This window comes from Streptomyces polyrhachis (genome assembly GCF_042663125.1).
Lineage (GTDB): Bacteria > Actinomycetota > Actinomycetes > Streptomycetales > Streptomycetaceae > Streptomyces > Streptomyces polyrhachii.
Genome location: NZ_JBHSZO010000027.1, coordinates 1 through 13951, shown reverse-complemented (window position 1 = coordinate 13951; position 13951 = coordinate 1). Strand labels below are relative to the sequence as shown.

Annotated in this window: 11 protein-coding genes; 6 read left to right on the top strand and 5 right to left on the bottom strand. The window is 72.6% G+C overall.

Annotated features, from left to right (window positions below; genetic code table 11):
* The first annotated feature begins 214 nt into the window (after positions 1-214).
* The 3 genes from ACFQLX_RS17540 (at position 215) to ACFQLX_RS17530 (ending at position 4428) form a co-directional block, all read left to right on the top strand.
* Complete coding sequence (locus ACFQLX_RS17540) at positions 215-1627, top strand: class II fumarate hydratase (RefSeq protein ID WP_386416373.1); 1413 nt, start codon at positions 215-217, stop codon at positions 1625-1627.
* A gap of 103 nt (positions 1628-1730) precedes the next feature.
* Positions 1731-2426 (top strand): cytidylyl-2-hydroxypropylphosphonate hydrolase, encoded by a 696-nt coding sequence (fomD, locus tag ACFQLX_RS17535; protein WP_386416230.1) that lies wholly within the window; start codon positions 1731-1733, stop codon positions 2424-2426.
* 151 nt (positions 2427-2577) lie between these two features.
* Entirely contained in the window at positions 2578-4428 is a 1851-nt protein-coding gene (locus ACFQLX_RS17530; protein ID WP_417846473.1) for a SpoIIE family protein phosphatase, read from the top strand.
* Between the two features lie 67 nt (positions 4429-4495).
* Here the strand turns inward: ACFQLX_RS17530 and ACFQLX_RS17525 are convergent, their stop codons facing one another.
* Positions 4496-5380: a hydrogen peroxide-inducible genes activator gene (locus tag ACFQLX_RS17525; protein WP_386416228.1), complete on the bottom strand. Its 885-nt coding sequence runs from the start codon at positions 5378-5380 to the stop codon at positions 4496-4498.
* Positions 5381-5669: 289 nt separating this feature from the next.
* Here ACFQLX_RS17525 and ACFQLX_RS17520 point away from each other — a divergent pair, with 289 nt between their 5' ends.
* Together ACFQLX_RS17520 and ACFQLX_RS17515 are read left to right on the top strand one after the other, a co-directional pair.
* A complete protein-coding gene (locus ACFQLX_RS17520; RefSeq protein WP_386416226.1) occupies positions 5670-6224 on the top strand; it encodes a peroxiredoxin in 555 nt (184 codons plus the stop codon).
* Between the two features lie 6 nt (positions 6225-6230).
* Positions 6231-6764, top strand: a complete 534-nt coding sequence (locus ACFQLX_RS17515) for an alkyl hydroperoxide reductase (RefSeq protein ID WP_386416223.1) — start codon at positions 6231-6233, stop codon at positions 6762-6764.
* 115 nt (positions 6765-6879) lie between these two features.
* Here the strand turns inward: ACFQLX_RS17515 and ACFQLX_RS17510 are convergent, their stop codons facing one another.
* The 4 genes from ACFQLX_RS17510 to ACFQLX_RS17495 all read right to left on the bottom strand — a co-directional run bounded on the left by ACFQLX_RS17510 (position 6880) and on the right by ACFQLX_RS17495 (position 11995).
* On the bottom strand, positions 6880-8190 hold the full coding sequence (locus ACFQLX_RS17510) for an AI-2E family transporter (RefSeq protein ID WP_386416221.1): 1311 nt from the start codon (positions 8188-8190) through the stop codon (positions 6880-6882).
* A gap of 137 nt (positions 8191-8327) precedes the next feature.
* Positions 8328-9038, bottom strand: a complete 711-nt coding sequence (locus tag ACFQLX_RS17505) for an aggregation-promoting factor C-terminal-like domain-containing protein (protein ID WP_386416219.1) — start codon at positions 9036-9038, stop codon at positions 8328-8330.
* Positions 9039-9477: 439 nt separating this feature from the next.
* The gene (locus ACFQLX_RS17500; protein WP_386416217.1) at positions 9478-10812 is read right to left on the bottom strand and encodes a PhoH family protein; all 1335 of its coding nucleotides are present in this window, start codon (positions 10810-10812) and stop codon (positions 9478-9480) included.
* 415 nt (positions 10813-11227) lie between these two features.
* The gene (locus ACFQLX_RS17495; protein WP_386416214.1) at positions 11228-11995 is read right to left on the bottom strand and encodes an isoprenyl transferase; all 768 of its coding nucleotides are present in this window, start codon (positions 11993-11995) and stop codon (positions 11228-11230) included.
* A 127-nt stretch (positions 11996-12122) separates the two neighbouring features.
* Here ACFQLX_RS17495 and mgrA point away from each other — a divergent pair, with 127 nt between their 5' ends.
* Positions 12123-13169, top strand: coding sequence for an L-glyceraldehyde 3-phosphate reductase (gene mgrA, locus ACFQLX_RS17490; protein WP_386416211.1), 1047 nt, complete (start codon positions 12123-12125; stop codon positions 13167-13169).
* Positions 13170-13951 lie beyond the last annotated feature (782 nt).

Sequence of the window (13951 nt, the reverse complement as noted above, 5' to 3'; positions counted from 1 at the left end):
GCCAGACGCGGGACGGGCCCCGCGCCGGGCCGAAGTGCCCGGCCGCCCGGCCGGGTTGACGTGATCGCCCGTTCCCCGTCCGGCGCGCCGGACGGGGAACAACCCCCGCTGCGGAGACGCTGGTTGCGTACAGGAGGTGGATCACGTGGGTGATGGCAGGCGGCAGGACACCCGTCGGGCGCCGGACGCGGCGGGCGGGTTCCGTACGGACGAGGTGGCGGGCGCCCCCGGGGGCGAGGACGCGGCGGGGACGCGCGTCGAGCACGACTCCATGGGTGAGGTGCGGGTGCCCGCGCACGCGAAGTGGCGGGCCCAGACGCAGCGGGCCGTGGAGAACTTCCCCGTCTCCGGGCAGCGCCTCGAGAGCGCCCAGATCGCGGCGCTGGGTGCGATCAAGGCCGCGGCGGCGAAGGTCAACGGCGAGTCGGGGCTGCTGGAGGCGGACCTCGCGGCGGCGGTCCGCGCGGCCGCCGCGGAGGTGGCCGCCGGGAAGTGGGACGGGCACTTCCCCGTCGACGTCTTCCAGACCGGCTCGGGGACCTCCTCGAACATGAACGCCAACGAGGTGATCGCCACGCTGGCCGAGGAGCGCCTGGGCCGCCCCGTGCACCCCAACGACCATGTCAACGCCGGGCAGTCCTCCAACGACGTCTTCCCCTCCTCCATCCACATCGCCGCCACCGAGGGGGTGGTCCACGACCTCATCCCCGCGCTCACGCACCTCGCGGAGGCGCTGGAGCGCAAGGCGGAGGAGTTCGCGGAGGTGGTGAAGTCGGGGCGCACGCACCTGATGGACGCCACTCCCGTCACCCTGGGCCAGGAGTTCGGCGGCTACGCGGCGCAGGTGCGCCGCGGCATCGAGCGCCTGCTGGTCTCGCTGCCGCGCCTGGCCGAACTGCCGCTGGGCGGCACGGCGGTGGGCACGGGCATCAACACCCCGCCCGGCTTCCCCGCCGCCGTCGTCGCCGAGCTGGCCCGCGCCACCGGTCTGCCGCTGACCGAGGCCCGCGACCACTTCGAGGCGCAGGGCGCCCGTGACGGCCTGGTGGAGACCTCGGGCCAGCTGCGGACCATCGCGGTGAGCCTGACGAAGATCGCCAACGACCTGCGCTGGATGGCCTCCGGACCGCGCACGGGGCTCGCCGAGATCAGCCTCCCCGACCTGCAGCCCGGCTCCTCGATCATGCCCGGCAAGGTCAACCCGGTGATCCCGGAGGCGGTGCTGATGGTGGCCGCCCAGGTCGTCGGCAACGACACGACGATCACCATGGCCGGGGCCTCGGGCAACTTCGAGCTGAACGTGATGATGCCGGTGATGGGCCGCAACCTGCTGGAGTCGGTCCGCCTGCTCGCCGCCGCCGCCCGCCTGCTGGCCGACCGCACGGTGGACGGCGTCACCGCGCACGTCGAGCGGGCCCGGGAGTACGCCGAGTCCTCGCCCTCCGTCGTCACCCCGCTGGGCCGCTACCTCGGCTACGAGGAGGCCGCGAAGGTGGCGAAGAAGTCCCTGGCCGAGCGCAGGACGATCCGGCAGACGGTGCTGGAGGGCGGCTACGTGGAGCGCGGCCTGCTGACCGAGGCCCAGTTGGACGAGGCGCTGGACGTGCTGCGGATGACGCGGCCCTGAGCGCGACCCGGGCGGCGCGCACGGGGGCGTGCCGGTCGGCGCTCGGGAGGAGGGCCCGGCGCTCAATGCCAGGGCTCACACCCCTCCCCCGTACCATCGAGGGATGACCACGACGGACACCACACCAGAAAACGGGCGAAACGACCGCGATCTCGCCCGCCACTGGGCGCCCGGGGAGCACATCCTCTGGCGCTACCGGGGCAACGGCACGGACCACGTGCACATCTGCCGCCCGGTGACCGTCGTACGCGACGACGAGGAGCTGCTCGCCGTCTGGATGGCGCCCGGCACCCCGTGCGTGCGCCCGGTGCTGACGGACGGCACCCCGCCGCACCGCGAGCCGCTGGAGACCCGCTACACCAAGCCCCGGCGCGCCGCGCGCACCGAGTGGTTCGGCACCGGCGTGCTCAAGCTGGCCCGCCCCGGGCAGCCCTGGTCGGTCTGGCTCTTCTGGGAGCACGGCTGGCGCTTCAAGAACTTCTACGTCAACCTCGAGGAGCCGCGACACCGCTGGTCGGGCGGGGTGGACTCCGAGGACCACTTCCTGGACCTCGTCGTGCGCCCCGACCGCAGCTGGGCCTGGCGCGACGAGGACGAGTTCGAACGCGCCCAGCAGGTCGGCCTCATCGCCCCCGGCCAGGCGCGCGGCGTGCTCGCCGCCGGACGCTCGGCGGTGCGGGCGATCGAGGCGTGGGAGGCGCCGTTCCGGGACGGCTGGGAGCGCTGGCGACCCGATCCGCACTGGTCCGTCCCCGCCCTTCCGGCCGACTGGGACCGTACTCCGGCGCGCATGTCCTGATGCCCCTCTTGATGCGCCCCCACCTTTCAAACGTAGGATCGTCCTCCACACCGCTGTGACATCAACTGGCTTGATGCGACCGCAATTTGTCGGAGTATGTTGTCGGGGCCCCGGACACGGGGCCACGGGGCTGACGGACGGATAACCAATCGTGACGGAGCGCGAGGAAGGGGCTGCCGCCGGCGCCCTGCGGTCGGCCGGCCCGGACGGCGGGTCGACGGACCCCGCCGGCGGACGCCCCCCGCACATCGAGCCGCCCGCCCCCCGCCCGGCCCCCGAGGCCGACGCGGTGCGTCCGCGCCCCCAGCACCCCGAGCCACCCCACCAGGGCCCCGACCAGGGCTCGGGCCGACTGCGCTTCGTCGGCGCCGCGACCCGCCGGATCGCCCGGGGTATCGACCTGGACGAGATCGTGCTGGGCCTGTGCCGCTCGGTGGTGCCGGCCTTCGCCGACGCGATCCTCGTCTACCTGCGCGACCCGCTGCCCGTCGGCGACGAGCAGCCCGCCGAGCCCTTCGAACTGCGCCTGCGCCGCACCGACCTGGACACCGCCGCCCCCGGCGTGCCCGCGCTCCCCGGCCCCAGCGAGCTGATCGAGGTCGCCCCGATGGGCGCCCTGTCGGAGGTGCTGCGCGGAGTGCGGCCCGTCTTCGGCGACACCCTCGCCGCCCGCAGCGCCCTCGCCGAGCTGATCGGCAAGGGCGGCGGGAGCGGCCCGAGCACAGTCCCGCCCCCCGGCCGCCGCACGATCATCGCGCCGCTGCGCGGCCGCCGCCGTGTCACCGGCGTCGTCGTCCTGCTGCGCGGCGCCCACCGCGAGCCCTACGAGCGCGACGACCTGCTCGTCGCCGCCCAACTCGCCACCCACACCGCGCTGGGCATCGACAAGGCGGAGGTCTACCGCCGCGAGGCGTACATCGCCGACGAACTGCAGCGCACCATGCTGCCCGAGTCGCTCCCCCAGCCCACCGGAGTCAAACTCGCCAGCCGCTACCTCCCCGCCGCCGAGAGCGCCCGCGTCGGCGGCGACTGGTACGACGCGATCCCGCTCCCCGGCAGCCGCGTGGCCCTCATCGTCGGCGACGTGATGGGCCACTCCGTCGCCTCCGCCGCCATCATGGGCCAGCTGCGCACCGCCACCCAGACCCTCGCCGGCCTCGACCTGCCCCCGCACGAGGTCCTCCACCACCTCGACGAGCAGGCCCAGCGCCTCGGCGAGGAGCGGATGGCGACCTGCCTGTACGCGATCTACGACCCGATCGCCCAGCGCCTGACCCTCTCCAACGCCGGCCACCCCCCGCCCGTACTCCTGCACGGCGACGGCCGCAGCGAGGTCCTGGACGTACCGCCCGGAGCGCCCATCGGCGTCGGCGGCACCGTCTTCGAGTCGGTCGAGCTGGACGTCCCCGCCGGCGCGACCCTGCTGCTCTACACCGACGGACTGGTCGAGTCGCGGCTGTGCGACGTCTCCACCGGCATCGACCGCCTCTGCGAGCGCCTCAGCCGCAGCGCCACCCTCGCCGACCCCCTGCACCCCTCCGCGCTGGAGGCCCTGTGCGAGGAGGTCCTCGACGTCCTGGACCCCACCACCCGCGACGACGACATCGCGCTGCTCGCCGCCCGCCTGGACGGCATCGCGCCCAGCTCCGCCGCGCAGTGGCAGCTGGAACCACACACCCAGGCCCCCCGCGAGGCCCGCCGCCACGCCCGCGCCGCGCTGGCCGGCTGGGGTCTGGAGGACCTCACGGACTCGGTGGAGCTGCTGGTCAGCGAGGTCGTCACCAACGCCATCCGCTACGCCCGCCGCCCCGTCAGCCTGCGCCTGGTCAACGGCCAGCGGCTGCGCTGCGAAGTGGTCGACGACGTACCGCAGTTGCCGCGCCTGCGCCGCGCGGGTCCGGCGGACGAGGGCGGCCGGGGCATGTTCCTGGTCAACCGGGTCGCCAAGGACTGGGGCGCGGAGCGGCTGAGCACGGGGAAGGTGGTCTGGTTCGAGGTGTGACGGGGTAAGGGCACGGCGGCGCGGCGGTACGCGAAGACGCCCTCACGCCGCCGCCCTCACCCCGCCCTCACCCCGCGATCCGCACCGGCAGCTCCCCCATCGCCGCCCGCAGCGACGCCGCCAGCTCCTCGAACTCCGCGCCCCTCGCCGCCCCTTCGCGCATCACCAGCGCGATCCGCCGCGAGGGCGCGGGCTCGGCGAACGACCCCGTCGCCAGCCCCTCGCCGCGCCCGGTCTCCACCCGTAGCGCCGTCCGCGGCAGCAGCGTCACCCCCAGCCCCCCGGCCACCAGCTGCACCAGCGTCGACAGCCCCGCCGCGGTCGTCGTCGCCGAGGCCCCGCCGCACACCTCCAACGCCTGGTCGCGCAGGCAGTGCCCCTCGTCCAGCAGCAGCAACTCCTGCGCCCGCAGCGCCTCGTGCGCGATGCCCGTCCGCCCCGCCAGCGCGTGGTCGTGCGGCATCACCAGGACGAAGTCCTCGTCGAAGAGCGGCAGTTCCACCACCCCGGCCACCCCCAGCGGCACGGCGAGCAGCAGCAGGTCCAGCCGCCCCTGCGCCAGCCCCTCCACCAGCGAGGGCGTCTGCTCCTCGTGCACCTGCAGGTCCAGCGCGGGATAGTCCCGGCGCACCACGTCCAGCACCGTCGGCAGCAGGTACGGCGCCACGGTCGGGATCGCCCCCAGCCGTACGGTCCCGGTGAACGGCTCCCGCGCCGCCTGCGCCTCCGCCACCAGTTCCCCGACGGCCTCCAGCACCACCGCCGCCCGCGCGGCCACCCGCTCCCCGGCCCCCGTCAGCAGCACCCGCCGCCGGGTGCGCTCCAGCAGCCGCACCCCGAGCGCCTCCTCCAGCGCGGACACGGCCCCCGAGAGCGCGGGCTGGCTCATCCCGATAGCGGCGGCGGCATCGCGGAAGTGCAGCCGCTCGGCGACGGCGGCGAAGGCCCGCAACTGGGCGAGGGTGGGAGACTTGCCGGCGCTGATGATGTCCTCCTGCGGCTGTGTGGACCCAAACAGGCCCGAGCGGGCCTGAGCGGGCCTGAGCGGATACGAACGAACGGCTGACGGACGGCGGCCATCGACGAAGCACACCGCCCCCACCAGCAATGATAAGGACATCCGATCGCCAAGCGCGATGTGATCAATTTCCGTGAATCACGGTCCCCGTGCCAAGCTGAGCGCCGTCCCACCCCGGGGGAAGAACCGCGATCCGGTCCTTTCCGTGCCCAAGGAGTAATGCGTGCTCACCGTCGGTGACCAGTTCCCCACGTACGACCTGACCGCCTGCGTCGACCTCGACGCGGACAACGCCTTCACCCAGATCGACCACAAGACCTACGAGGGCAAGTGGCGCGTGGTGTTCTTCTGGCCGAAGGACTTCACCTTCGTCTGCCCCACCGAGATCGCCGCCTTCGGCAAGCTGAACGACGAGTTCGCCGACCGCGACGCGCAGATCCTCGGCGTCTCCGGTGACTCGGAGTTCGTGCACCACGCCTGGCGCAAGGACCACGCCGACCTGCGTGACCTGCCCTTCCCGATGCTGGCCGACGCCAAGCACGAGCTGATGCGCGACTGCGGTGTCGAGGGCGCGGACGGTTACGCCCAGCGTGCCGTCTTCATCGTGGACCCGAACAACGAGATCCAGTTCGCCATGGTGACCGCCGGCTCCGTGGGCCGCAACCCCAAGGAGGTCCTGCGGGTGCTGGACGCGCTGCAGACCGACGAGCTGTGCCCGTGCAACTGGTCCAAGGGCGACGAGACCCTCGACGCGGTCAAGCTGCTGGCGGGTGAGTGAGCGGCCATGGCCCTCGATGAGCTGAAGTCCGCTGTCCCGGACTACGCCAAGGACCTGCGCCTGAACCTCGGTTCGGTGATCGGCAACAGCGACCTGCCCGCCCAGCAGCTCTGGGGCACGGTGCTGGCCTGCGCGATCGCCTCGCGCTCGCCGATCGTGCTGCGCGAGCTGGAGCCGGAGGCGAAGGCGAACCTCTCGCCGGAGGCGTACACCGCCGCCAAGTCGGCCGCGGCCGTGATGGCGATGAACAACGTCTTCTACCGCACGCGCCACCTCCTGTCCGACCCGGAGTACGGCACGCTGCGCGCGGGCCTGCGGATGAACGTCATCGGCAACCCGGGTGTGGAGAAGGTCGACTTCGAGCTCTGGTCGCTGGCCGTCTCCGCGATCAACGGCTGCGGTCAGTGCCTGGACTCCCACGAGCAGGTGCTGCGCAAGGCGGGCGTGGAGCGCGAGACGATCCAGGAGGCGTTCAAGATCGCCGCGGTCCTCCAGGCCGTCGGCACGGTGCTGGACGCCGAGGCGTCGCTGGCGGCCTGAGGCCCCCGCGTCCCCCGTACGCCGAAGAGCGGCCGACCCCGTCAAAGGGTCGGCCGCTCTTCGGCGTTGTCACAGGCACGTTGTCACAGGCACGTGGTCAGGCAGCGGTACGGACTCACTCCCCCGCAGCCCCGCCCGCCGCCGGCGACACGTCCACCCGCGTCGAGCCGTGCGGCCCCGGCGACACGCCCTCCCGGCGCGCCAACTGCTCGCGGTGGTAGGCCCGCAGGTAGCCGACCGCCGTGTTGAGCACCGCGACCAGCGGCACGGCGACGACCGCGCCGGCGATCCCCGCGACCAGGGTGCCGGTCGCCACCGAGAGCACCACGGCGAGCGGGTGCACGCGCACCATCCGGCCGAGGATGAAGGGCTGCAGTACGTGGCCCTCGATCTGCTGCACCAGCAGCACCACGCCCAGGGCGAGCAGCGCGGTGACGATGCCGTTGGTGACGAAGGCGATGACGACGGCCACCGCGCCCGAGACCAGCGCGCCGACGAGGGGCACGAAGGAGAAGAGGAAGACGAGGACGCCGAGCGGCACGGCGAGGGGTACGTCGAGCAGGTAGAGCCCGCCGCCGATGAAGACCGCGTCGACCAGGGCCACCAGGACGGTGCCGCGGACGTAGCCGGTGAGCGTGTTCCACACCCGCGGCCCGGCGCCCGCGACGGCCGAACGGGCCTCGCGGGGCACGAAGTTCAGCGTCCAGCGCCAGATCCGCTTGCCGTCGTAGAGCAGGAAGATCGTGGTGAAGGCGGCGATGGCGGCGCCGGAGAGGAACTCGATGAAGTAGCTGACGCCCTCCAGGCCCTTGGAGGTGACCTCGCTGGTGTTCTCGCCGAGCCAGTTGCTGAGGTTGCCGGCGATGTCGTTGATCTGCGTCTCGCTGACCTTGAACGGCCCCTCGGCGAGCCATTTGCGGCCGTCCTCGATGGCGTGCTGCACCTTGTCGGTGAGCTGGTCGGCGTTCTCCATCACCTGCCAGGTGACGAACCAGCCGATGAGCCCGATGGCGACGAAGCCGCCGAGCACGGTGAGCGCGGTCGCGAGCCCCTGGGCGACGCCCATCTTGTGCAGGCGGGCCACGGTGGGCTGGAAGAGCGCGGTGATGAGCAGTCCGGCGGAGAAGGCGATGACGACGAGGCTGACCGTGCTGACGACGCGCATCAGGACGTAGAGCACGCCGGCGAAGACCAGCAGCCGCCAGCCCGCCTCGGCCGCGACGCGCATCCCCCAGGGGATCGCCAGCGCCGGGTCGGCGCGCTCGGCGGGGGGCGGTGCGGGCTCGACGGGCTCGGAGCCCAGCGGGGGCTCGGTCACGGTGACGTCGCGCTCGGCGGCGCGCCGTTCGGCCTCGGCCCGGCGGCGGGCGGCGAACCGCGCTGCCCTCTTGCGCAGGCTCTCCAGCTCGTCGGACATCTTCGACATCGCGTGCTCTCCCCCGTGTCCCGCCGTCACTTGTGTCAGTGCCCGACCGTACACCGCACGAAGCCCCCGGCCGTGGTGGGCCGGGGGCTTCGAGGGTCAACGGGCCCGCGGGGCCGCGTCGATGGAGCGCCGGGTGCTCAGTACCAGTGGTTGTTCTGCCAGAAGTTCCAGGCACCGCACGGACCGCCGTAGCGGCTGTCCATGTAGTCCAGGCCCCACTCGATCTGCGTGGCGGGGTTGGTCTGCCAGTCCGCGCCGGCGCTGACCATCTTGGATCCGGGCAGCGCCTGCATGAGGCCGTAGGCGCCGGAGGAGGGGTTGCTCGCGGTGTAGCGCCAACCCGACTCGTGGTCGACGATGTTGCTGAAGCACTGGAACTGGTCGGCGGGCACCATCTGGCGCGCGATCGCCTGCACTTCGGCGATGGTGTAGCTGGACTGCACGGAGAAGTCCCCGCCGTCGCTGCTGCGGCTGGCGGCCTGCTTGGCCTGCTCCGCGCGCTCCTCGGCGGCCTTCTTCTCGGCGGCGGCCTTCTCGGCCGCCTCCTTCTTCGCCTCGGCGTCGGACGCGGCCTGCTTGCGAGCGGACTCCAGCAGTGCGGTACGTGCCTGGGCGTGCGCGGTGTCGGCTGCGGCGTCCGCCTGGGTGGCGATCGACACGTACTGCGACGTCGCGTCCTGCTGCGCCGGCATATCGGCGAGCAGGGTCTGATCTGCGGCGGTGGCCTCGACACGGTCTGCCGTGTCCGAAGCGGGGTCTGCGCCTGCGGCGACTCCGACGACTGCGCCGACGGAGGTGACCGCGGTGGCGGATGCCACGGCGAACCCTCGAACCGAGATCCGGCTCACATACGTTCCTTCCAGCGTCGCCCGCTTAGGTGACCTCGCGGGCGCAATCGTGCCCCTGGCGCTGGCCACCCCAAGGCCGTCCCTCGCGGGCCGGTTGGTCACAGGTGGCGCGGGCCCGGTGGGGCCTTCCGTTGCGGGAAGGTCCGCGTGGTGCTCGGGCGGCGTACGGCTCACTCTGTTCTGTTGTGATCGTGCTCTGGCGCTTCCCCCGGGGGGTGGTGCGCCGTTGCCGTGCCGTACGCGGGGCCTGACAGACCCCAGACTCTGCCCGACGCAGACGTCAAACGGCAATTCCCGGTTGAGTGGGAAAGCTCACACGGTGTTTACACCATATGATTCGTCGATCCTCTCGCACGCGGCAGGGCGCAACAGCTAGGCTGCTGCGCCCTGTTGGCGTGACCCCTGGTACACGCGTGCCGGAGGGGCTCTCAGGTGCGGGTCATACCCGCCCGTCCTCCAGCATTTCGGTCACGAGCGCCGCGATCGGGGAGCGCTCCGAACGCGTGAGCGTGACATGGGCGAAGAGCGGATGGCCCTTCAACTTCTCGACCACGGCGACGACTCCGTCATGGCGGCCCACGCGCAGATTGTCCCGTTGTGCCACGTCATGGGTGAGGACGACCCGGGAGTTGCTGCCGATCCTGGACAGCACGGTCAGCAGGACGTTGCGCTCCAGCGACTGCGCCTCGTCCACGATCACGAAGGCGTCGTGCAGCGAACGGCCGCGGATGTGCGTGAGCGGCAGGACCTCTAGCATGCCGCGCGCCACCACCTCCTCGATGACCTGGCGGCTGGTCACGGCGGAGAGCGTGTCGAAGACGGCCTGCGCCCACGGGCTCATCTTCTCCGCCTCGGTGCCGGGCAGGTAGCCCAGCTCCTGGCCGCCGACCGCGTAGAGCGGGCGGAAGACCATGACCTTCTGGTGCTGGCGGCGCTCCATCACCGACTCCAGGCCGGCGCACAGCGCGAGCGCGGACTTGCCCGTGCCGGCCCGGCCGCCCATCGAGACGATGCCGATGTCCGGGTCGAGCAGCAGGTCCAGCGCGATGCGCTGCTCGGCGCTGCGGCCGTGGATGCCGAAGGCGTCGCGGTCGCCGCGCACCAGGCGCACCCTGCCGTCCGGGGTGACGCGGCCGAGCGCCTTCCCGCGCTCGGAGAGGAGGACCAGGCCGGTGTGGACGGGCAGCCCGTCGGCCTCGGGGAGGTCGACGACCTCGCCGGCGAACAGCTCGTCGACGCGCTCGCCGCCGATCGTCAGCTCCGCCATGCCCGTCCAGCCGGAGTCGGTGACCGCCAGCTCGGCGCGGTACTCCTCGGCGTCCAGGCCGACGCTGGACGCCTTGATGCGCAGCGGCAGGTCCTTGCTGACGACGGTGACGTCGTAGCCCTCGGCCTGGAGGTTGCGGGCGACGGCCAGGATGCGGCTGTCGTTGTCGCCGAGCCGGCCGCGTTCGTTCAGGAAGGCCGTGGGCAGGACCGAGGGGTCGCTGTGGTTGAGCTCCACCCGCAGGGTGCCGCCCAGGTCGCCGATCGGGATCGGGGCGTCGAGGCGCCCGTACTGGATGCGGTACTCGTCCAGCAGGCGCAGGGCCTGCCTGGCGAAGTAGCCCAGCTCCGGGTGGTTCCGCTTGGCCTCCAGTTCCGTCACGACGACGACGGGCAGCACGACCTCGTGCTCGTCGAAGCGGGACATCGCCCTGGGGTCGGCCAGCAGGACACTGGTGTCAAGGACATAGGTGCGCCGGTCGTCAGGGCGCTTCTTGCTGTTCACCACGGATGGACGAACCCCCTCGGGACGAGGATGCGCGGTCGCTGCCGCAGGGTTGGCACGGTCACCGGACCGGCCCCGTTGACGAGAACTGTGCACACGGGCCGGGCTCCGGCCCGCTGCGTCACCTGTGCGCTCCGCAGCCTCTCGGGCTGCTGCCGCATGGCCGTCGTCGTTGTGCAAGGGGCCTCCCGGACGGGGCCCGCACCCGGCCGGGGCGGTCCCGCTAGCAGGGGTATTCCCCCGAACATTCCTGCCCATGCCATGCAGTTCACGCGGGGCGGAGGGGACGGCTCCCGTTGTCCTGGCGGGGCGGGGCGGCGGGGGCGCGGTGTTCACCCGTCCGGCCCCGCGATGCCGTGCGCACGCTGCCCGCCGGGCGCTCAGCCCGAAGAGCAGCCCCGAAGAGCAGCCCCGAAGCTCAGCCCCCGAAGCGGCGGTTGCGCGCGGCGTAGTCGCGCAGGGCGCGCAGGAAGTCGACCTTGCGGAAGGCCGGCCAGAAGACGTCGCAGAAGTGGTACTCGGAGTGCGCCGTCTGCCAGAGCATGAAGCCCGAGAGGCGCTGCTCGCCGCTGGTGCGGATGACGAGGTCGGGGTCGGGCTGGCCGCGGGTGTAGAGGTGGCGGGCGATGTCCTCGACCTCGACGGTCTCCGCCAGCTCCGCCAGCTCCGTGCCGCGCCCGGCGTGCTCGGCGAGCAGGGAGCGCACCGCGTCGGCGATCTCCTGGCGCCCGCCGTAGCCGACGGCGACGTTGACCAGCAGGCCGGGGGCGTTCGCCGTGGCCTCGGCCGCCTCCTTCAGTACGTGCTGGGTGCGCGCGGGGAGCAGGTCCATCGTGCCGACGTGGTGGACGCGGAAGGTGCCGGAGGCGGCGATGCCCCGTACGCAGTCCTCGATGATGCCCAGCAGCGGGACCAGTTCGGCCTCGGGGCGGTCGAGGTTGTCGGTGGAGAGCAGCCACAGGGTGACGACCTCGACGTCCGTCTCCTCGCACCAGCTGAGCAGTTCGAAGATCTTGTCGGCGCCGGCCTGGTGGCCCTGCTCGGGCGAGCCGCCCGAGGCGCGGGCCCAGCGGCGGTTGCCGTCGAGGATGACGCCGATGTGCCCCGGCACGCGGTCGTGGTCCAGGCGGTGCTCCACCCGGCGCGCGTAGAACCGCACCACAAGGTCGCGCACGAGCTGCTTCATATGCGGGTGCCCTCCGTTCCGCCGCTGCATCGCGCCACCCTACTGCCCGGAGGGCAAGGTTCCGGAACCGGGGCGGGGAGTGCGGGGGCCCGGCCGCGGGGCGCGGGGCCCGTGATAGGCAGTCGGGATGAACGACACTCTCCACTCCCCCTACGTCCCGGCCGCCGGGCGCTACGACTCCATGGAGTACCGCCGCAGCGGCCGCAGCGGGCTCAAGCTGCCCGCCGTCTCCCTCGGCCTGTGGCACAACTTCGGCGACGACCGCACGCTGGACTCCCAGCGCGCCATCCTGCGCCGCGCCTTCGACCTCGGCGTCACGCACTTCGACCTGGCCAACAACTACGGCCCGCCGCCCGGCTCCGCGGAGCTGAACTTCGGCAGGCTCTTCGCCCAGGACCTCCGCCCCCACCGCGACGAGCTGGTGCTCTCCACGAAGGCCGGCTACCTCATGTGGGACGGCCCGTACGGCGAGTGGGGTTCCCGCAAGTACCTGCTGTCCTCGCTGGACGCCTCGCTGGCGCGGATGGGCGTGGACTACGTCGACGTCTTCTACAGCCACCGCTTCGACCCGCACACCCCGCTGGAGGAGACGATGGGCGCGCTGGCGTCCGCCGTGCAGCAGGGCAAGGCACTGTACGTGGGCGTCTCCTCGTACAACGCCGAGCAGACGCGCCAGGCGGCGGCGATCCTGCGGAAGATGGGGATCCGGCCGCTGATCCACCAGCCCTCGTACTCGATGATCAACCGCTGGACCGAGGACGACGCGCTGCTGGACACCCTGGAGGCGGAGGGCATGGGCTGCATCGCCTTCGCGCCGCTGGCGCAGGGGATGCTCACCGACAAGTACCTCGACGGCATCCCGGAGGGCTCGCGCGCCAGCCAGGGCAAGTCCCTCGACCCGCGGCTGCTGACGCCGGAGGCGGTGCGCCGGCTGCGCGGGCTGAACGAGATCGCCGCCGAGCGCGGGCAGACGCTGGCGCAGCTGGCGCTGACGTGGGTGCTGCGCGATCCGCGGATGACCTCGGCGCTGATCGGGGCGTCGAGCACGGCGCAGCTGGAGGCGAACGTGGCCGCGCTGGGCGCGCCCGCGCTGAGCGCACAGGAGCTGGAGCGGATCGACGGCTTCGCGGCGACCCAGGACGGCGTGAACATCTGGGCGGGGCGCGGGCTGTAGCCGGGGCCCGGAGGAGGGCAGAAAAAACGGGCCGGTCCGTGGGGGGGATACGGACCGGCCCGAGGGGGGGTCTCCACCATAACCCAGGGTGAGTGCTGGAATGAACTCAACGGGCCGAATACCTTGAGAAGTACGCGCGCCGTAGCTCTCCGTATACGGAAATCAGCTCGCGTCAGGCCGTGTCCACCGCTCCCACCAGCAGACCTGTCGGGGCGCCAATCGCCATAAAGGGTCCGAAAAAAGAGCCGCCCGTCTGCTCCCCCGGCGTGTCGCGATCAGCCGCGGCAGCAGGTGGCCCCTGGGGTCGTCGCGGGGTGCGGGTCAGCGCCGTGGCGTGAGTGTCCCGCGTACGGGGGGATTGGAGCCCGGTGGGGCATGGAGGCGGGGCGCCATGATCACGGATGGGGTCGTGAATCTGTCTGCGGCTGTCGCGGTGGTGTGCGTTGCGGGGCTCGGGGCTCTCGGGGGGCTGGGCGGGGGTGGCGTGCTCGCCGGGTCCGCTGCCGCCGTGTCCCGTACGGGCGTTCCGGCACAGGGGGGTGCGTGCGTGCTGGTGGGGGTGGAGCTGTCGCTGGCGGAGCTGGCGCGCATCGCGCGGGAGCAGGGGGTGGACGCGGCGGTGCGGGAGGCGTGCGAGACGCCGGCGCCGAAACCGCCGCCGGTGCCCAAGCCGCCGCCTGCGCCGAAACCTCCGCCTGCGCCCAAGCCCCCTCCTCCGCCGCCGCCCGGGCCAGCGCCTCCCCCGCCGCCGTGGCCGCCGCCCGCGCCGCCGCCTCCGCCCG

Coding starts and splice junctions, on each gene's coding strand:
- fomD (WP_386416230.1), top strand. CDS start 1,731: ATGACCACGACGGACACCACACCAGAAAACGGGCGAAACGACCGCGAT.
- ACFQLX_RS17515 (WP_386416223.1), top strand. CDS start 6,231: ATGGCCCTCGATGAGCTGAAGTCCGCTGTCCCGGACTACGCCAAGGAC.
- ACFQLX_RS17510 (WP_386416221.1), bottom strand. CDS start 8,190: ATGTCGAAGATGTCCGACGAGCTGGAGAGCCTGCGCAAGAGGGCAGCG.
- ACFQLX_RS17495 (WP_386416214.1), bottom strand. CDS start 11,995: ATGAAGCAGCTCGTGCGCGACCTTGTGGTGCGGTTCTACGCGCGCCGG.
- mgrA (WP_386416211.1), top strand. CDS start 12,123: ATGAACGACACTCTCCACTCCCCCTACGTCCCGGCCGCCGGGCGCTAC.